Consider the following 18,124-nt stretch of genomic DNA (forward strand, 5'->3'; position numbering starts at 1 on the left):
CGGTGGGACAATATAACGCTCTATCCTGAGAAGACGACAGGCTCGTAAAAATCGGCGAAATAGAAAGCCTTTCAGGCGGGATGCTGCTGCACGCTGAGACCGCCGTCGATCGTCAGGCAGGTGGCGTTCATGAACGGGCATTCGTCGGAGATCATGAACACCGCCGCCATGGCGATCTCCTCAGGCGTTGCGATCCGCCCGCCGGGATGCAGCTTCATCGTCTCGGCTTTCGCTGCCTCCGGATCGGGGAAGCTGTTCCAGTAGTCGATCGCCTTCTGCGTCGAGACATAGCCCGGCGCCAGCGCGTTCACCCGGATATTGCGGGACGCATACTCCAGGGCGAGGGATTTCGTCATGCCGAGCAGCGCATGTTTCGCCAGCGGATAGGGAAACGTATGCGGAATGATCGTGAAAGCGTGCGTGGAGGCAATGTTGAGGATGACGCCGTCGCCGCGCTCGATGAAGCCGGGCAGCACCGCCTTGCAGCAATTCCATGCTCCCTTGAGATTGATATCGAAGCAGCGGCTCCACTCCTCGTCGGTCGTGTGGAGCGGTTCGGCAAAGACATTGACCCCGGCATTGTTGACGAGCGCATTCAATGGCCCGATCTCGTCATTCGCCTGAGCAACCGCCTTGGCGATTGTTCCGGCATCGGTAATGTCGGCCGGCAGATAACCAACCCGGCCGCCCGTGCTGGCGAGTTCTCCCGCTGCATGCGCCAGCAGCGCTCCATCGCGATCGACGAGATAGACCGCGGCATTCTCCCTGATGAAAGCCTTGGCGATCGCAAGGCCGATACCCTGCGCAGCGCCGGTGATCAGAATATTTTTGCGCTGCAGGCGATCACCCATCTATCTTCCCTCCGGCTGAACCGGCAGCGCCGACAGATCGATCGTGACCTTGCCTGAAAGAGCCTCGCCCGGCTCAAGAGGTTTGAGCCCTCCGAAATCCGGCAGATGATGCCCATTCGGCAGGTGGCTCATCGGTTCCAGGCAGAAGAAATCTGTCCGGTCGAGCCGCATGTACAGCATGAAGCGATTGAGCGCATCATCGGCTTCCAGCGTCGCCTGGATTCCAAGTTCCGGCCAAGCGATGGCTGCCCGTCCGTTCCATCCTTCGAAGGCGTTGTTCATCCATTGCCACGGCAACAGCGCACCGGAAGTGAAATCGAATTTAGCGGGTACCGGACCAGGTGCATCAGGGAGATGGTCCGGCCGTTCGCTCCAGAAGCGGTCGGCTGCGATCGTCAATCGTGTTTCCGGCGTCCGTGTGAAGAAGGGATGCTGCCCCAGCCCGAAGGGCAGGACCGCCTCTCCCCTGTTCTCCACCGAGAGCGTCAGCGCTAGCCGATTGCCGCTGAGGCGGATCTCTTGCCGGGTGAGATAGGCATAGGGCGAGATCCTGTCGGCATCGCGCCAAAAGCGGAGCTGCGCGTGCTCGGAACTCGATTCTTCCAGCTCCCATAGGCTGATCCAGCCATCGCCATGCAGGTAGAGCGGATCGTGGCAATTTCGCTGGAAGGCATAGTTGCGTCCGCCAAAGGTCATGGCATTGCCTTCCACGCGGTTTCCGAACGGAACCATGGGAAAACTCGCGAAGGTCCCATCCTGGCCACCTGTCGAAACGAGGAAAGGCTTGCCCCGGAATGTTGCGGCGGTGACGGCCGCGCCCCGGCGGCTGATCCTGACGGAGAGATCACCGCGGCCCAGATCGATGTCGTCCCCGCCATGCCCTTTGCTCATCCGCGTCGTCCCGCAGCCGAAGATCTCAAATTGTCGAGCAGCACTGCGATCAGCAGTATCAGCCCGCGCACGACATACTGATAGAATGCCTGGATATTCAGCAGATTCATAACGTTTTCGGCAATTCCCATGATCAGCACCCCGACGATGACGCCGCTCATTGCCGCCCGGCCGCCGGCAAGCGAAACGCCGCCGAGGACGCAGGCCGAGATCACCGAGAGCTCGAGCCCCGTCGCCGCATTCGGCTGGCCGGAAGTGATGCGCGAGGCGAGCAGGATGCCGGCAATGCCGCAGACAAGACCCTGCAGCGCAAAGATCCAGATGCGCATATTGACGACGTTGACGCCGGCAAGCCGCGAAGCTTCGGGATTGCCGCCGATCGCCAGCGTGTTCTTACCGAAAACGGTGCGGTTGAGCACGAAGCCGAAGAAGAAGAAAAGGATGAGCATGATCCAGATCGGAGTCGGCACGGTGAGGAAACGCGACAGGGCAAGCTGATAGAAGGCGGGATCGTTGATGCCGACGGCGCGGCCATCCGACGCGATCAGCGCCAGCCCGCGCACGATCTGCATAGTCGCAAGCGTCGTGATCAGCGCATTGATGCGGAACCGGGCGATGACGATACCGTTGACCAGGCCAACGACGGCGCCGCAGAGCAAGGCTGCCAGCAACCCGACGGGAATGGAGCCTGTCGCGTTCGAGACCATCACCGCAGCCATGCCGGAGAAAGCGACGATCGATCCGACGGAAAGGTCGAAGTCCCGGGAAGCCAGGCAGAACATCATGGTGCATGCGACGATGCCGATCGTGACGACCGATTGCAGCAGCCCAAGCATGTTTCGCTCGGTCAGGAAGTTCGGAACGAAGAGCGAGACGATCACGAAGGCGGCGGCGAAAATCACCACCAGCCCCTGCTCCCCCAGAAGGATTTTTTTCAACGAAGTCATCGTCCGTGTTCCCAGTCTTACATGATGCCTGCGGCATTCTTGTCGGGGAGTGCCGCCGTCAGGATGCCGCGCTCGTCGAAATCCGGGCGGGCGACATTGGCCGCCACCCTGCCCTGACACATCACCATGATGCGATCGGAGATTCCCATGACCTCGGGCAGCTCGCTTGAGATCACCACGATCGCCATGCCGTCGGCCGCCAGCTCATAAAGGATTTCATAGATTTCCGACTTCGCCCCGACATCGATGCCGCGCGTTGGCTCATCGATCACCAGAACCTTGATGCCCTGTTCGGAAAGCCACCTGCCCAGAATGACCTTCTGCTGGTTGCCGCCCGAAAGATTGATGATGTCCTGCTTGCGCGATGGCGTGCGCACCCGCAGCCGGGCGATGAACTGATCGGCCAGCGCCGCCTCCTTCTTCGGGTTCAGAACCCCGAAGGGAGAGAAATGCCGGCGCGACGAGATCGCAATATTCTCCTCGATCGACCGCCCCTGAACGATGCCGTCGGATTTACGATCCTCCGGGCAAAGCACCATGCCGGCGTCGATCGCCGCTTTCGGATCGTTCGGCGAAACGGCGATGCTATCGATCGTCACCTGGCCCTGATGCCTCGCATCGGCGCCGTAGAGCAGCCGCGCCATCTCGCTGCGGCCGGCGCCGATCAGGCCGAAAAAGCCGAGGATCTCCCCTCGGCGAACTGAAAAGCTGATGGGATGGCGAAGCTTGGCCCCCGAGAGGCCCGTGACCTCCAGTCGGATGTCGCCGAGCGGACGCTCGCGCCAACCCCAGATATCACTGATCTCGCGGCCGACCATCTCCGAGATGATCTGTTCACGTGTCGTGGCGGCGATCTCAGGATGATGGGCAGCAAGCTTGCCGTCGCGCAGCACCGTCAGGCTGTCGCAAAGCCGGAAGATTTCGTCGAGACGGTGCGAAACATAGAGGATGACCGCTCCCTTCGCTTTCAATCTTTCGATCAGTGAAAACAGGATTTCGCTTTCGCGCGAGGAGAGCGAGGAGGTCGGCTCATCGAGCGCGATCACCCGCGCCTCGAGCATGACGGCCTTTGCGATCTCGACCATCTGCCGCGCGCCGATCGAAAGTGAAGCGACCTTGGCCGCCGGATCGACATCGATGCCGATTTCATCGAGCTTCGACCGCACCGTCTCGATCAGGGTCTTGGCCTGGATCACCCCGCCCTTGGCAGGAAAACGCCCGAGCCAGAGATTTTCAGCCACCGTCAGCTCCGGAACGAGCTGCAGTTCCTGATGGATGACGATGACGCCGGCGTGGAAGGCGTCGCGAACCGAGGCATATTTCTGTTCCTCGCCGTCGATGAGAATATTGCCGGCGTCGGCGGCCTGATCGCCCGACAGCACGCGGATCAGCGTCGATTTGCCCGCGCCGTTCTCGCCCATCAGGCCGTGGACGGCGCCCTTCGCGACGGCAAACGAGACGTCCGACAGTGCCTGCACGCCGGGATAGCCCTTGGAGATATGTTTGAATTCGAGAAAAGCCATCATCATCCCACCGAAGGTTCCGGCGGCACGCTTACGCCGCCGCCGGAGACGTCTCATCTTGAGCGATGATCAATCGATGCCGAGTTCCTTGCGGACCTTCTCGTAATCGCCGCGTAGCGCCAGCGAACCTGACGTCAGCGTCAGCTTTTCCGGCTCTTTACCGTTGGCGATCCAGTCGTACATGTTCAGCGCCGTCTCATAGCCGTGACGTTTCGGCGAGATGATAACTGTTCCGAAGAAGCCCGTCGCTGCCGGCTTCTTGAACTCGTTGATCGCCGATTCTGCACCGCCGATGCCGACGCCAATAACGTTTGTCGCCGGAATGCCAACCGATTCCGAAGCGCGAACGGCACCGAGAACGGCTTCGTCGTTGAGGCCGAAAGCGACCCAATATTTGACGTCGGCATGCTTGTTGAGAACGGTGGTCGCGGCGTTGAGCGCTGCCTCGGTATCCGTCTTCGCCTGCGGCGCATCATAGATGTTCTCAGCCGGGAAACCGGCGGATTTCAGCACCGAGATCGCACCCTCGACGCGGTCGACGGCGGTTGGAAGTTGATCGTAGGAGACCCGGATCGCGCCGACATTCTTCATGTCCCAGCCGCGCTTCTTGATTTCATCGACGATCGCCTGGCCAACGGTTTCGCCGATCTTGGTGGCCGAGATACCCATATGCGGCACCTCTTCCAGCGGCTTGCCGTCGGCGCTGACGAGACGGTCGTCGACCGTCATCAGTTTCAGCTGGTTGGCTTCGGCCTTGGCGACGATGCCGGGACCGAGCTTCACGTCAGGCGTGCAGATGATGAAGCCCCGAGCGCCCTGCGCGCCGAGGTTATCAATCGCCGATTGAACCTTCTCGCCGTCTTCGGCGCCGATCTTGACGACGGTGAAGCCTTTTTCCTTGGCCGCCTGGTCGGCGAATTTCCATTCGTCCTGAAACCACGGCTCTTCCGGCTGCTTGACGATGAAACCGATCTTGACGTCTGCGGAAAATGCCGAGCCGGCCGCCAGAATGGCGAAAGTGCCAGCCAGGATGGCTGCTTTGAACAAGCGCATGTCTCTCTCCCTAAACCCTGAAATCGAGCAGCTGCCTCCCAGGCAGCATCCAACGAATTATGTTAAATCATCATACCAGTCAATTGCCAATGTATGATGATTGGAATAATAGGTCACTCATGGGAGCCCGATGGACCCGTCGCAAAGCGGACCGAATTCGGATAATCAGGTTCGGTTGCTGCCTGGGAGAGATTGCGGAGAGGTGAAGTTGGAATCGACCGAGGAACAGGGCCGAACGGAAAGCTCCGGTAGCGAACGCCGGCCCCGCGTACGCCGCAACGTCACGGCAGCGATCGCTCAGGACATCTGCGCGGATCGCTATCCCTCGGGCTCGCCGTTGCCCCGCGAGAACGACCTTTGCGAACTCTATGGAGTCAGCCGCACCGTGATCCGCGAATCGTTGAAAGTCCTTGAATCCAAGGGGCTCGTCCGCGGCAAGCCGCGGGTCGGGACGACCGTTTGCGACCGGGATGAATGGAACATCCTGGACGCCGAAGTGCTCGACTGGATGGGACCTTACATCAGGGACTTCGACCTGCTCGGCTGCATTCTCGAAGCGCGCCGCACCATCGAACCGGCCGCCGCCGAATATGCCGCCGAACGTGCCAGCGCCCAGGAGATCGCCGATCTCGACAAGGCCTGGCGGCAGATGCGCGACAGCGCAGGCGATCCGGAAAGCTTCACCGACGCCGACGTGATGTTTCATACGGTGCTGCTCACCGCCAGCCACAACCAGGTGTTCCGCCGTCTGTCGAGCGCCATCCACGCCGCCCTGAAATACGCGCTGCACGCTTCCAACATCGCCGTCGAGAATCGCGAGGATGCGGTGCTCGTTCACGGCGAGCTAGTTGAGGCGTTGCGTATGCGCGACAAAACAGGCGCGAGGAAATGCGCAAATCGCATGCTCGACCTTGCGGTTCGCGACCTTGCTGCCGCCGAGAAGGCGATCGGCAGGACGAAATGATCGATCACGAGAGGCCGTGGACACGCTGTCCCATCGCAAATCCGAGAAGAGATTGAGACCTAAGATGAAGATCACCAAACTCACCACCTATATCGTTCCGCCGCGCTGGCTGTTTCTGAAGATCGACACCGATGAGGGCATCGTCGGCTGGGGCGAACCGGTCGTCGAGGGCCGCGCGCTGACCGTCGAGGCCGCCGTCCATGAGCTGGAAGATTACCTGATCGGCAAGGATCCCTTCCTGATCGAGGACCACTGGACGGTGATGTATCGCGGCGGCTTCTATCGCGGCGGCGCGGCCCATATGAGCGCGATCTCGGGCATCGACCAGGCGCTCTGGGACATCAAGGGCAAGGCGCTGGGCCAGCCGATCCATTCCCTGCTCGGCGGTCAGCTGCGCGACCGCATCAAGGTCTATTCCTGGATCGGCGGCGACCGTCCGTCTGACGTCGCCAACAATGCCAGAGACGTGGTTTCCCGCGGCTTCAAGGCGATCAAGCTCAACGGCTGCGAGGAAATGCAGATCGTCGACACCAACGAGAAGGTGGAAAGGGCGGTCGAGACCATCGCCGCCATCCGCGAGGCGATCGGCCCGCATATCGGCATCGGCGTCGATTTCCACGGCCGCGTCCACAAACCGATGGCAAAGATTCTCGCCAAGGAGCTCGAGCCCTACAAGCTGATGTTCATCGAGGAACCGGTGCTGTCCGAAAACAAGGAAGCGCTGCGCGATATCGTCAATCATACCTCGACACCGATCGCGCTTGGTGAGCGGCTCTATTCGCGCTGGGATTTCAAGCAAGTCCTTTCCGACGGCTATGTCGACATTATCCAGCCGGATCTTTCCCACGCCGGCGGCATCACCGAATGCCGCAAGATCGCGGCGATGGCCGAAGCGTATGACGTCGCGCTGGCGCCGCATTGCCCGCTTGGCCCGATCGCGCTCGCTGCCTGCCTTCAAGTCGATGCGGTCAGCTACAATGCCTTCATCCAGGAACAGAGCCTCGGCATTCATTACAATACCGGCAACGATATCCTCGACTACATCTCCAACAAGGAGGTGTTCCAATATGCCGATGGGTTCGTTTCCATCCCTCAGGGGCCGGGCCTCGGCATCGAAGTCGACGAGGCCTATGTCATCGAGCGCGCCAAGGAGGGCCATCGCTGGCGCAACCCGATCTGGCGGCACGCCGACGGGAGCTTTGCCGAGTGGTGAGAGTGGAAGGGTCACGCAAGCGGCCCTTTTTTAATCGCCCTGTCGGAGATTGGGCGCCTCATCCGTCATAATGGAAACTCAAAGAGGAGATTTCGGAATGGCCAGAGCAATTGCAGTCATCGTCGCCCGCATCATCTTCAGTTTCATTTTCTTCATGGCAGCAGGCTTCAAGTTCGCTGATATCGGCGCCACGGCGGGCTATATCGCTGCCGCCGGATTTCCGATGGCGACCTTCCTCACCTGGGTCGCAGCCTTCTTCGAGATCGCCTTGGCCCTTGCCTTCATATCAGGCGCCTTTTTCACCGAGGCGAGCCTGCTGGCAGGCATCTACGTGATCTTCCTTGCCTTCGTCTTCCACGGACCGTCCCACTGGCAACAGAACCAGGCCGAATTCGGCTTCTTCGTCGATCACTTCACCTTCCTCGCCGGCCTGCTCTTCGCCGCCGTCCACGGGCCGGAAAAATGGGCCTTGCGACAAGCGCTCCTGAGATAGCCCTGCGTCCGCTGCTGCCGGGAACCAACGGTCGCGTCGAACATTGCCTATCGGCAGAAGGTCAAGGAGGCCGACCATGGAGCTTGAGGGAAAGATCGCACTGGTGACGGGTGCCGGTTCCGGTATCGGCAAAGCGGCTGCGTTAAGGTTTGCTGCCGAGGGAGCAAGAATTGCCGCACTGAGCCGCACCGCCGACGAAGTCGAAAAAACCTGCGCCGAGATCAAAGCCGCCGGCGGTCAGTCGATCGCCTTGACGGCCGACACCAGCGACGAAACGCAAATGAGAGCCGCGGTGAAGAAGCTCACCGACACCTTCGGCGGCCTCGACATCGTCATTGCCAATGCGGGCATCAATGGGGTTTGGGCGCCCATCGACGATCTGAAGCCGGATGAATGGGACAAGACCATCGCCGTCAATTTGCGCGGCACCTACCTGACCCTGCACCTGACGGTTCCGCACCTGAAGCGCCGTGGCGGTTCGATCGTCGTCGTCTCCTCGATCAACGGCACCCGCACCTTTACGACGCCGGGCGCCACCGCCTACACGGCAACCAAGGCCGGCCAGGTCGCCATGGTGCAGCAGCTCGCCCTGGAACTCGGCCGGCACGGCATCCGCGTCAATGCCGTCTGCCCTGGCGAGATCGAGACCAACATCAGCGCCAATACCGACAGCCGCCGTCGCGAGGAGACGGAGGTGCCGGTCATCTGGCCGCAGGGCGATATCCCGATTGCCGGCGGAAAGGCAGGCAAAAGCGAGGATGTTGCCGAAACCATCCTCTTCCTTGCCTCCGATCGCGCCCGGCACATCACCGGCACGCCGATCTGGATCGACGGCGGCCAGGGCCTGTTGCGGTAAGCCTCGAAGGTTTCGTGAAAATGTCAGTCGTTTAGCCGGGCGCTGTCGAGCGTGTAGAGTTCCTGCGCACGCTGCACGCCGCGCAGCGCATAACGTCCGACGCAGGCAAGCGCGGCACGCTCTTCCGCCGGTATGGCCGCGGCGAAATCGGAGGAGATCAGCAGGTTAAGGTCGACCGAGCGGCACATGGAGGCAATCCGGCTGACCTCGTTGACGGCGGGACCGATGACGGTGAAGTCCAGCCGGTCCTGACTGCCGATATTGCCGTAGAAGACATCGCCGATATGCAGACCGATATAGACATCGGTCGTCGGCCGGCCGTCGGTGGCGCGTGCGGCATTCAGCTTAGTGAGTTTTTCCCGCAGCAGCGATTCCGCCCTCAGCGCCGCCCGGCAGGTCTCGGCCGGCACTTCGCCCTTGAAGATGGCGAGCACACCATCGCCGATCAGCTTCAGCACATTGCCGCCCGCCTCATGGATCGCCGAGATCGCTATCTCGCTGTAATCGTTGAGCAGCGGAATGATTTCCTCCGGCGGCACGCGATCCGAAATCTTGGTGTAGTTCAACAGATCGGAAAACCACAGCGCAGCCGAAATCCGCTCCGATTTACCGCGGCTGATCTTGCCTTCCATCACCTGCCGCGCCGCATCCTCGCCGAGATAGACTTCCGCGATGGTGCGGGCGATGCGCCCGAGCGCAATGCACTTGATCGCCAGTCCGAGAACCGGCACGAGCTTGCGCAGAATGGCGATATCGTGCTCCGAGAAACCCTCGGGATGCTTGGTTGCGAAATGCGAAAAGAAGCAATCCATCTCACCGATCGTGCCGGCTTCGCTGAAACGATGCATCATTGCTACAAAATCGGTGTTACCAGCTTCGGCGATCTTGTCGAGCATGGTGAAATCGATCGGATCGCCGAAGCCGATGCGTCGGCGGACCTCCCGCTCGTTGCCCGACCAAAGATAATAGAAGGCCGAGCGCTGCCAGGTCGCAGCCGCTTCGCCCGAGCCCGTCGGGCCATACTCGAATTCGGTTTCGATCTCTTCCACGCTGTCCCAGCGGAAGGCCCTGCCCTCATGCACGGGGTGCAGCGTGTCCATTAGCGCCATGCCGCGGTCGAGCGGCAGGCCGGCATCGCGGCAGGCGGCGCAGAAGCCGGTCATGAGCTCCGCTTCCGAAGCGCCCTTCAGTCCCCGCTCCGTAACCCAGGCCGCAATCGTGCTGACGTCGCTGTAATCCATGCCGCTCACCTTTGTCCGTTCCGAAGCTGTAGCCCGAACTCAGCGTGGAAGGAAGTCAATTGGCTCAACCGGGCGTGGGCATATTATAGGGCGTGACGATTTCGACGGAAGAAAGTGAAGCCGGAACGGCCCGCCCCGGTGCTTGTGCCCGGCTCATGATTGCCCTGAAGGCCGAGCGGGCATCGGTTCTGAGATCGTGATGCAGCACGAAGCCGATACGGCCTGCGGAAAGCAGGGCGCGGTTATCGGCATCGAGATCGTGGGCGACGAAGACGCGGACGGGACGCTTTGCCGCATCGAAGGCCGCCAGCACCGCGCGATTGCCGCCGCCGATCGAATAGACGGCATTGATGGCCGGATCAGCCGCAAGTGCTGCCGCCGCAAGCGTTCCCGTGGCGGTATCGGTGCCGTGCCCTTCGCTGATTTCGGCAATGCCGATTGCGGGATAATGGGCGCGGATGACGCGGCGAAAGCCGATTTCGCGCTCCTCCTCGCCGCGGAACCGCCCGCTCGACAGCGTCACCAGCACCTTGCCGCCGGCAGTTCCGAGGAATTCGCCGATCAGATAGGCGGCGGTCTCTCCCGCAGCCCGGTTGTCGGCGCCGGCGTAAGCGATGCGGGACGAATTCGGCAGATCGGTCACCAGCGTCACCACCGGAATGCCGGCGGCATCCGCCCGCGCGACGGCCGCGGCCACCTCGGCAACGTCAGGCGCCTTGAGTACGATGCCATGCGTGCCGCGCAGCCGGATACGATCGAGAATCTGCACCAGTTCGGCCGGCTTCATCACCTCGGCAAAATGGAAACGGCAGCGGAAAACGCCGGGCAGGAAGGCCGCCATCTCGGCCTCGAAAGCGGCGCGCACTGCATCGCTGAACCGCTGCGGCGTCTCCATGACGATATCGATCGCCAGCGTTCGCCCACTGCCCATCGCGCCGGCCCGCTGTTTTTCCAGCTCGGCGATCGCCGCCCTCACCCGCATTGCCGTCTGCTGACGCACACCCGGCCGGCCGTTCAGCACCCGGTCGACGGTGGCGGTGCTCAGTCCCGCCTGGAAGGCGATGTCCTTGACGAGAAAGGGATGGGCCATAGAATCCGCTTGATGGTTTTTTGATGGATTTCTGATCTACATCACCCGGTATCGCAGCGTATAGTGCCTTCATCGAAAGAGGAGGAGCCATCATGAAGACCGACAATCAGCAGAAACTGCGCGCCGACCGAGTCTGGCTCAGCGAAGATGCCTGCGATCTCGACGATTTTCGCCGCCTTGCGGAAAAGACTACCGCGCTTGCCGATTACCCCACAGCTTCAGCCGTCGAGAAGAACGTGCTGATCTATGACAGCCGCAAGGTAACGGCGGCGGCAACCGGCGAAGGCAAACGCCTCGTGCTGGCCGAAATCTGCGAAGCCTTCGGCGAAGGCCCAGGCGTCGTCGTTTTCAAACATGCTTATCAAGACACCGGCATCATCGACCGCGCCAGCGCGATTTTCAATGCCATCATCGAGGATCAGCACCGCACCTCGACGGGCGGCGGCGATCATTTCGCCAAGCCCGGCGCCAACGATCGCATCTGGAATTCGCTGGAAAAACACTGCCTCGCCGATCCGGAAAATTTCGCCGAATATTACGGCAACGCCGTTATCGCGCTCGCAAGCGAAGCCTGGCTCGGGCCGAGCTATCAGATGACGGCGCAGGTCAATCGCGTCAATCCGGGCGGTGCGGCGCAGTCGGCCCATCGCGACTATCATCTCGGCTTCCAGTCATCGAAGGTTATCGAGCAGTTTCCGGCGCATGTTCACCGGCTATCGCCTGTTCTGACGCTGCAGGGCGCGGTCGCGCACTGCGACATGCCGCTCGAAAGCGGTCCGACGCTCTTCCTGCCGCACAGCCAGACCTATTTACCGGGTTATCTGGCGCTGAAGCGCCAGGAGTTCCGGGATTATTTCGAGGCCAACCACATCCAGCTGCCGCTCGAAAAAGGCGACGTCGTCTTCTTCAATCCCGCCCTCTTCCACGCCGCTGGCACCAACCGTTCGGCCGACATAAAGCGTGTCGCCAACCTCCTGCAGGTCTCCTCCGCCTTTGGACGGGCCATGGAGACTGTCAATCGCGAGAGGATGAGCGCCACGCTCTTCCCCGCCCTGAAGGCATTGCAAGACCGGCTCTCGTCCGACGAAATCGCGAACGCCGTCGCCGCCTGCGCCGAAGGTTATTCCTTCCCCACCAATCTCGACCGCGACCCGCCGCTCGGCGGGCTGGCGCCGAAGACGCAGGCGCAGCTGATGCATGAGGCGCTGCGGGAAGGCTGGAGCGACGAGACCTTCAAGGTAGCGCTTGCCGAGCAGGCGCGGAAGAAGTTGAGCTGAAGTAGAAATAGAGGCCCCCTCATCCGCCTGCCGGCACCTTCTCCCCGAGGGTAGAAGGTGCCCGTAGGGCGGATGAGGGGGCCACACGGCACCAATCTAAGAGCCTCCCGCATTGCGGGAGGCATTCGCACATCATCACTAAGGAGGAATTACATGAGCACGGATCACGGCCGCCTTGACGGCAAGATCGCCATCGTCACCGGCGGCACGCAAGGCTTGGGTGCCACCATTGCTCGTCTCTTCGCCGAACGCGGCGCGGAAGGCATCATCATCTGTGGCCGCAACGAAGCCAAGGGCAAGGCGAGGGCGGCGGAGATTTCGGCTGCGACCGGCGTGAAGGTCGTTTACGTCAAGGCTGACCTCGCCAAAGTCGAGGATGCGAGCCACGTCGTCCACGCATGCGACAAGGCCTTCGGTCGTGTCGACGCGCTGGTCAATGCCGCCGCCATTACCGATCGCGGCACCATCCTCGACACCAGCCCCGAACTCTTCGACGCCATGTTTGCCGTCAATGTGCGGGCGCCGTTTTTCCTGATGCAGGAAACAGTGAAGGTCATGCGCCGCGAAAAGATCGAAGGCACGATCGTCAATATAGGCTCGATGTCGGCTAAAGCCGGCCAGCCCTTCATCGCCGCCTACTGCGCTTCCAAGGGCGCGCTGGAAACGCTGACGAAGAACACCGCTTATGCGCTGCTGCGCAACCGCATCCGCGTCAACGGCCTCAACATCGGCTGGATGGCCTCCGAAGGCGAGGATCGCATCCAGCGCGAATATCACGATGCACCTGCAGACTGGCTGGAGAAGGCAGCGGCGAATCAGCCCTTCGGCCGGCTCGTCGATCCACACGAGGTGGCGCGCGCCTGCGCCTACCTGTCATCGGCGGAATCCGGCCTGATGACCGGCTCAGTCATCTGTTTCGATCAATCGATCTGGGGTGCTTACGACGGCTCGCCGCATCCGGTCGCCGCTCTCTGAGAAAACCCGAGCCCTCACATTTCCCGTTGCCGCGCTCTGGTCGCTGGGAGGATTTGTCGCTAGGAGAAAGACAGCAGCATTCAGGGAGGAACTGGCGTGGCTGACAATCCGCTTTATGAGGTCCGCGATGAACGTTTCGCCGCTCTGGTTATCGGCAGCGCCGCCCTCGATGAGCTTTATTCCGGCTGCCGCTGGACGGAGGGCCCGGTCTGGTTTTCCGACCTGAACTGCCTTCTCTGGAGCGATATCCCGAACGAACGCATGATGCGCTGGACACCGGATGGGACGGTCTCCGTCTTCCGCTCGCCCTCAAACTATGTCAACGGCAATACCCGTGACAAACAGGGCCGGCTCATCTCCTGCGAACATGGCGGCCGCCGGGTCACCCGCACCGAATTCGATGGCAGCATCACCGTCCTCGCCGACAGCTACCAGGGCAGGAGATTAAATTCGCCAAATGACGTTGTCGTCCATTCGGACGGCGGGATCTGGTTCACCGATCCGACCTACGGCATCCTCTCGGACTACGAGGGCCACAAGGCCGAGCCCGAACAGCCGACCCGCAACGTCTACCGGATCGACCCGATAAGCGGCGCAATCGACGCCGTCGTCGAAGATTTCATCCAGCCGAACGGCCTTGCCTTCTCGCCCGATGAAACGAAACTCTACATCGCCGATTCCGGCTCGGGCAAACACGAAGTGCCATGCCACATCCGGGTTTTTGATGTCGTCGACGGCAGAACGCTTGCCAACAGCCGCTATTTCTGCAGCCTCGATGCCGGCCATCCCGACGGTTTTCGTTTCGATATCGGCGGCAACCTTTGGACAAGCGCGGGTGATGGTGTGCATTGCTTCTCACCCGATGGCACGCTGCTCGGCAAGATCAAGGTGCCGCAGACGGTGTCCAATCTCACCTTCGGCGGCCCTAAGAAGAACCGGCTGTTCATTACCGCGACCCGTTCGGTCTATTCGATCTATACCAAGACGAACGGCGCACAATATCCGTAGTTTATGGAGCGCAGCGCCGTGCGTTGGACAGGCATGCCTGACGATATCGCCGTCGTCTGATAGGACGGTGTTGCCCCGGAGCGTCATCTGCAAGGGGCGGCAGCGGTTCCGGATGACGGCCTGCACGAAAAAAGCTAAAGCGCATCGCATGAATCAGTTTTGATGCGACGCGCTGGAGCGCTCGCGCCTCATTGCATCAAGGAGGAATACCCGATGATCCGATTTTCATGCGCCAAAGGGAGCCGCACGGCTCCTGATGCTACGACCCGGAGAGCCTAAGATGCGTTCCGTCGTTTCCTTCAACGAGGGCTGGAGTTTCCACGAGGGCTTCGGCCAGCGCCTGCTCGAAAACTTCGATGCCGCCAAGCCGGTCAGCCTGCCCCACACCGCCGTCGAACTGCCCTTTAACTATTTCGATGAAAAGAGCTATCAGCGCGCCTTCACCTATCAGAAGGTGCTGCGCTGGCTGCCGGAATTCGAGGGCCGCGAGGTTTCGCTGATCTTCGACGCCGCGATGGCCGATAGCGTCGTCTATCTGAACGGCGAGGAGATCATCGCCCACAAGGACGGCTATACTCCCTTCGAGGCCCGCCTTACCGGCAGGCTGGTCAAGGGCGAAAACCTCGTGACCGTGAAAATCGACGGCAGCGAAAATCCTGCCATTCCACCCTTCGGCGGCCGCATCGATTACCTGACCTATGCCGGCATCTACCGCGACGTCTGGCTGAAGGTCACCGACCCGGTCTCGATCCGCAATCTCAAGATCGAAACATCAGACGTTCTCGCCCCTGAGAAATCCGCGACCGTCCGCGTCGATATTGCCAATCCCGAAGGCCGCAATTTCTCTGCAACGGTCACCGCCACGCTGAAGCAAGCCGACGGCGCCGTGATCGCCACCGCCGCGACCGAAACGCTCGGCGAGCAAACCCGGCTTTCCTTCGGCGGCCTCACCGGCATCGCGCTCTGGGACATTAGCAATCCAGCGCTCTACGAAATCTCCGTCGAAATCAGGACCGAGCACGGCTCCGACCGTCTCTCTACCCGTTTCGGCTTCCGTACCGCCGAATTCACCCCCGAAGGTTTCCGCCTCAATGGCAAGCCGCTGAAATTGCGCGGCCTCAATCGCCATCAGGCATTCCCCTATGTCGGTTACGCCGCCGGCCGTTCCGCCCAGGAACGCGACGCCGACATCATGAAGAGCGTGCTGAAGTGCAATATCGTCCGCACCTCGCATTACCCGCAGTCAAAATGGTTCCTCGACCGTTGCGATACAATTGGCCTCCTGGTCTTCGAGGAAATCCCCGGCTGGCAGCATATCGGCGATGCCGACTGGCAGAAGGAATCGATCGAGAACGTCCGCCGCATGATTGAGCGCGACTGGAACCATCCCTCGATCATCATCTGGGGCGTGCGCATCAACGAGTCGCAGGATAGCCACGACTTCTACGTTCAGACCAACCGCTTGGCCCGTGAGCTCGACAGCACCCGCCAGACCGGCGGCGTGCGTTACATCACCGAAAGCGAGCTGCTCGAAGACGTCTACACGATGAACGACTTCATCCTCGGCAACGAAGAACTGCCGGGCTCCAACCGCCCGCGCACCGCGCTCCGCGCCCAGCAGGAAAATACCGGGCTGTCACATAAGGTGCCGTACCTCATCACCGAGTTCAACGGCCATATGCACCCGACCAAGATCTACGATCAGGAACAGCGCCAGGCCGAGCATGTGCGCCGTCACCTCGAAGTGCTGAATGCCGCCTACGGCGATCCGGATATTTCCGGCGCCATCGGCTGGTGCATGTTCGATTACAATACCCACAAGGATTTCGGCTCCGGCGATCGCATCTGCTATCACGGCGTCATGGATATGTTCCGCGAACCGAAATTCGCAGCCTATGCCTATATCAGCCAGTGCGATCCTTCCGAAGAGATCGTCATGAAGCCCGTTACCTTCTGGGCGCGCGGCGAGCGCAATATCGGCGGCGTGCTGCCGCTGATCATCCTGACAAATTGCGACGAGGTGGAACTGCAATATGGCGGGCTCAGCAAACGCATCGGTCCGGATCGGGAGAATTACCCGCACCTGCCGCATCCGCCTGTTGTGCTCGACCACCGGCACTTCACATCAGATGAGCTCGGCACCTGGGGGCTCGAATGGATCGACGGCACCCTCACCGGCTATATCGACGGCACGCCCGTGGCCAGCCTGAGGCTGGCGGCCGATCCCTTGCCGACGACGCTGGAAATCGTGGCCGACGCCGGCACGCTGAAAGCCCGCGAACGTGACAGCACGCGTGTCATCATCCGTGCCCTCGATCAGTGCGGTAATCGCCTGCCGTTCATGAACGACAGCATTTCGCTGAAGGTGCATGGCCCGGCAAAGATCGTCGGCCCAACCAATGTGCCGCTGCAGGGCGGCACATCAGGCTTCTGGCTGGAGGCGACGGGGCTGGTGGGAGAAATCACCGTCGAAGCGGTCTCCTCACGTTTCGCGCCGGCGACCCTCAACCTAACGGCCGTCGCCTAACGCATAACCCGAAAATCGAGATGGAGCGCCCTTGGCGCGTCTTATCGGACGCACGGCGCTCCACCTTATGCGATCCGCGCCTGCGTTTCCGGATCGAAGAAGACAGCCCTGTCGAGATTGAAGGCGAGGCGCGTGTGCTGGCCGGGTGCGATACCGGCATCGGCGCGCAGGCGGGCGACGACTTCCTTGCCGCCGAGCTTGGTGACGGCGAAGGTGTCGGAGCCGGCCGGTTCGACAACCTCGATCAGGCAGTCGCCTTCGGTGAGCGAGCGGGCATTGCGGTCGGCGCCATCGGGGTCGGTCAGCGCCTCCGGGCGGATGCCGAAGATCACCTGCCGGCCGGCATAGGAGGAAAGGCCGTTGGCGGTTGTCGTGACGGGAAGTCTGAGCGGGCCGGCGTTCGGCCGCTCGAGCGAGACCGCAAGGCCGCCGGCGCCGTTCTCGACCGAGGCCTTCACCAGGTTCATCGCCGGCGAGCCCATGAAGTCGGCGACGAACATGTTGGCGGGATTGTTGTAGATCTCCGCCGGCATGCCGAACTGCTGGACGATGCCGTCCTTCATCACGGCGATGCGGGTGGCGAGCGTCATCGCCTCGATCTGGTCGTGGGTGACGTAGACGATGGTCTTGCCGGTCGCCTGGTGCAGCCTTTTGATCTCGATGCGCATGTCGACGCGGAGTTTCGCGTCGAGATTGGAGAGCGGCTCGTCGAACAGGAAGAGCTTGGGATCGCGCACCAGCGCCCGGCCCATGGCGACGCGCTGGCGCTGGCCGCCCGACAGCTGGGAAGGCTTGCGGTCGAGCAGATGGCCGATCTGCAGCACCTTGGCGACCTTGTCGATCGCCTGCTTGCGTTCCTCGGGCGGCACGCCGCGCATCTCCATGCCGAAGGCGATGTTGCCCGCCACGGTCATGTTCGGGTAGAGCGCATAGGACTGGAACACCATGGCGATGTCGCGCTTGGAAGGATGCAGGCCGTTGACGGCGCGTCCGTCGATCCTGATCTCGCCCGCGGTGATCGTCTCCAGCCCGGCAATGGTGTTGAGCAGGGTCGACTTGCCGCAGCCGGACGGGCCGACCAGCACGAGGAAGCCGCCCTTTTCGAGTTCGAGATCGATCCCCTTGAGGATGTCGACGGCGCCGAAGCGCTTTCTGAGACCGGAGATTTCCAGGAAAGCCATGGGTTACCCTTTGACTGCGCCCGCCATCAGGCCA

16 protein-coding genes are annotated in these 18,124 nt (G+C 61.6%); 8 read left to right on the forward strand and 8 right to left on the reverse strand.

Translation table 11 applies throughout. From position 1 onward, the window contains the following. Positions 1–71: 71 nt before the first annotated feature. The 5 genes from ACQ7C1_RS09310 to ACQ7C1_RS09330 all read right to left on the reverse strand — a co-directional run bounded on the left by ACQ7C1_RS09310 (position 72) and on the right by ACQ7C1_RS09330 (position 5,265). Positions 72–851, reverse strand: coding sequence for an SDR family oxidoreductase (locus tag ACQ7C1_RS09310; protein WP_430958071.1), 780 nt, complete (start codon positions 849–851; stop codon positions 72–74). Next, entirely contained in the window at positions 852–1,742 is an 891-nt protein-coding gene (locus ACQ7C1_RS09315) for an aldose 1-epimerase (RefSeq protein WP_430958072.1), read from the reverse strand. Next, positions 1,739–2,689: an L-arabinose ABC transporter permease AraH gene (gene araH, locus ACQ7C1_RS09320; protein WP_097597158.1), complete on the reverse strand. Its 951-nt coding sequence runs from the start codon at positions 2,687–2,689 to the stop codon at positions 1,739–1,741. Before araH ends, ACQ7C1_RS09315 begins: the two co-directional genes overlap by 4 nt. A 17-nt stretch (positions 2,690–2,706) precedes the next feature. Further along, the gene (gene araG / locus ACQ7C1_RS09325) at positions 2,707–4,212 is read right to left on the reverse strand and encodes an L-arabinose ABC transporter ATP-binding protein AraG (protein ID WP_430958091.1); all 1,506 of its coding nucleotides are present in this window, start codon (positions 4,210–4,212) and stop codon (positions 2,707–2,709) included. A gap of 69 nt (positions 4,213–4,281) precedes the next feature. After that, positions 4,282–5,265 carry an arabinose ABC transporter substrate-binding protein gene (locus ACQ7C1_RS09330; protein WP_430958073.1) on the reverse strand — a complete coding sequence of 328 codons (984 nt, stop codon included), beginning with the start codon at positions 5,263–5,265 and terminating at the stop codon, positions 4,282–4,284. Between the two features lie 208 nt (positions 5,266–5,473). Between ACQ7C1_RS09330 and ACQ7C1_RS09335 the strand changes: the two genes are divergently transcribed. The 4 genes from ACQ7C1_RS09335 (at position 5,474) to ACQ7C1_RS09350 (ending at position 8,791) form a co-directional block, all read left to right on the forward strand. Continuing rightward, entirely contained in the window at positions 5,474–6,229 is a 756-nt protein-coding gene (locus ACQ7C1_RS09335) for a FadR/GntR family transcriptional regulator (protein WP_430958074.1), read from the forward strand. 64 nt (positions 6,230–6,293) lie between these two features. After that, on the forward strand, positions 6,294–7,442 hold the full coding sequence (gene dgoD, locus ACQ7C1_RS09340) for a galactonate dehydratase (RefSeq protein WP_430958075.1): 1,149 nt from the start codon (positions 6,294–6,296) through the stop codon (positions 7,440–7,442). 97 nt (positions 7,443–7,539) lie between these two features. After that, positions 7,540–7,935, forward strand: a complete 396-nt coding sequence (locus tag ACQ7C1_RS09345) for a DoxX family protein (RefSeq protein WP_430958076.1) — start codon at positions 7,540–7,542, stop codon at positions 7,933–7,935. A gap of 76 nt (positions 7,936–8,011) precedes the next feature. After that, positions 8,012–8,791 carry an SDR family oxidoreductase gene (locus tag ACQ7C1_RS09350; RefSeq protein WP_430958077.1) on the forward strand — a complete coding sequence of 260 codons (780 nt, stop codon included), beginning with the start codon at positions 8,012–8,014 and terminating at the stop codon, positions 8,789–8,791. Positions 8,792–8,814: 23 nt separating this feature from the next. Here the strand turns inward: ACQ7C1_RS09350 and ACQ7C1_RS09355 are convergent, their stop codons facing one another. After that, a complete protein-coding gene (locus ACQ7C1_RS09355) occupies positions 8,815–10,032 on the reverse strand; it encodes an adenylate/guanylate cyclase domain-containing protein (RefSeq protein WP_430958078.1) in 1,218 nt (405 codons plus the stop codon). 64 nt (positions 10,033–10,096) lie between these two features. After that, entirely contained in the window at positions 10,097–11,122 is a 1,026-nt protein-coding gene (locus ACQ7C1_RS09360) for a LacI family DNA-binding transcriptional regulator (protein WP_430958079.1), read from the reverse strand. Positions 11,123–11,214: 92 nt separating this feature from the next. Here ACQ7C1_RS09360 and ACQ7C1_RS09365 point away from each other — a divergent pair, with 92 nt between their 5' ends. The 4 genes from ACQ7C1_RS09365 (at position 11,215) to ACQ7C1_RS09380 (ending at position 16,909) form a co-directional block, all read left to right on the forward strand. Continuing rightward, the gene (locus tag ACQ7C1_RS09365; RefSeq protein ID WP_430958080.1) at positions 11,215–12,399 is read left to right on the forward strand and encodes a phytanoyl-CoA dioxygenase family protein; all 1,185 of its coding nucleotides are present in this window, start codon (positions 11,215–11,217) and stop codon (positions 12,397–12,399) included. Positions 12,400–12,552: 153 nt separating this feature from the next. Continuing rightward, a complete protein-coding gene (locus tag ACQ7C1_RS09370) occupies positions 12,553–13,374 on the forward strand; it encodes an SDR family oxidoreductase (RefSeq protein WP_183698562.1) in 822 nt (273 codons plus the stop codon). Between the two features lie 96 nt (positions 13,375–13,470). Beyond that, positions 13,471–14,382, forward strand: a complete 912-nt coding sequence (locus ACQ7C1_RS09375) for an SMP-30/gluconolactonase/LRE family protein (protein WP_430958081.1) — start codon at positions 13,471–13,473, stop codon at positions 14,380–14,382. Between the two features lie 280 nt (positions 14,383–14,662). Continuing rightward, positions 14,663–16,909 carry a glycoside hydrolase family 2 TIM barrel-domain containing protein gene (locus ACQ7C1_RS09380; protein WP_430958082.1) on the forward strand — a complete coding sequence of 749 codons (2,247 nt, stop codon included), beginning with the start codon at positions 14,663–14,665 and terminating at the stop codon, positions 16,907–16,909. A 65-nt stretch (positions 16,910–16,974) separates the two neighbouring features. Here ACQ7C1_RS09380 and ACQ7C1_RS09385 read toward each other — a convergent pair whose 3' ends face one another. Beyond that, positions 16,975–18,090, reverse strand: coding sequence for an ABC transporter ATP-binding protein (locus tag ACQ7C1_RS09385; RefSeq protein WP_430958083.1), 1,116 nt, complete (start codon positions 18,088–18,090; stop codon positions 16,975–16,977). Between the last annotated feature and the right edge of the window lie 34 nt (positions 18,091–18,124).

The organism is Rhizobium sp. Nf11,1, from assembly GCF_050587665.1.
In the GTDB taxonomy this organism is placed as follows: domain Bacteria; phylum Pseudomonadota; class Alphaproteobacteria; order Rhizobiales; family Rhizobiaceae; genus Rhizobium.

Excerpts from the sequence above, each read along its gene's own strand:
- dgoD (WP_430958075.1), top strand. The coding sequence starts at position 6,294 with ATGAAGATCACCAAACTCACCACCTATATCGTTCCGCCGCGCTGGCTG.
- ACQ7C1_RS09365 (WP_430958080.1), top strand. The coding sequence starts at position 11,215 with ATGAAGACCGACAATCAGCAGAAACTGCGCGCCGACCGAGTCTGGCTC.
- ACQ7C1_RS09315 (WP_430958072.1), bottom strand. The coding sequence starts at position 1,742 with ATGAGCAAAGGGCATGGCGGGGACGACATCGATCTGGGCCGCGGTGAT.
- ACQ7C1_RS09350 (WP_430958077.1), top strand. The coding sequence starts at position 8,012 with ATGGAGCTTGAGGGAAAGATCGCACTGGTGACGGGTGCCGGTTCCGGT.
- ACQ7C1_RS09370 (WP_183698562.1), top strand. The coding sequence starts at position 12,553 with ATGAGCACGGATCACGGCCGCCTTGACGGCAAGATCGCCATCGTCACC.
- ACQ7C1_RS09380 (WP_430958082.1), top strand. The coding sequence starts at position 14,663 with ATGCGTTCCGTCGTTTCCTTCAACGAGGGCTGGAGTTTCCACGAGGGC.
- ACQ7C1_RS09330 (WP_430958073.1), bottom strand. The coding sequence starts at position 5,265 with ATGCGCTTGTTCAAAGCAGCCATCCTGGCTGGCACTTTCGCCATTCTG.
- araG (WP_430958091.1), bottom strand. The coding sequence starts at position 4,212 with ATGGCTTTTCTCGAATTCAAACATATCTCCAAGGGCTATCCCGGCGTG.
- ACQ7C1_RS09360 (WP_430958079.1), bottom strand. The coding sequence starts at position 11,122 with ATGGCCCATCCCTTTCTCGTCAAGGACATCGCCTTCCAGGCGGGACTG.
- ACQ7C1_RS09310 (WP_430958071.1), bottom strand. The coding sequence starts at position 851 with ATGGGTGATCGCCTGCAGCGCAAAAATATTCTGATCACCGGCGCTGCG.
- ACQ7C1_RS09385 (WP_430958083.1), bottom strand. The coding sequence starts at position 18,090 with ATGGCTTTCCTGGAAATCTCCGGTCTCAGAAAGCGCTTCGGCGCCGTC.
- ACQ7C1_RS09345 (WP_430958076.1), top strand. The coding sequence starts at position 7,540 with ATGGCCAGAGCAATTGCAGTCATCGTCGCCCGCATCATCTTCAGTTTC.
- araH (WP_097597158.1), bottom strand. The coding sequence starts at position 2,689 with ATGACTTCGTTGAAAAAAATCCTTCTGGGGGAGCAGGGGCTGGTGGTG.
- ACQ7C1_RS09355 (WP_430958078.1), bottom strand. The coding sequence starts at position 10,032 with ATGGATTACAGCGACGTCAGCACGATTGCGGCCTGGGTTACGGAGCGG.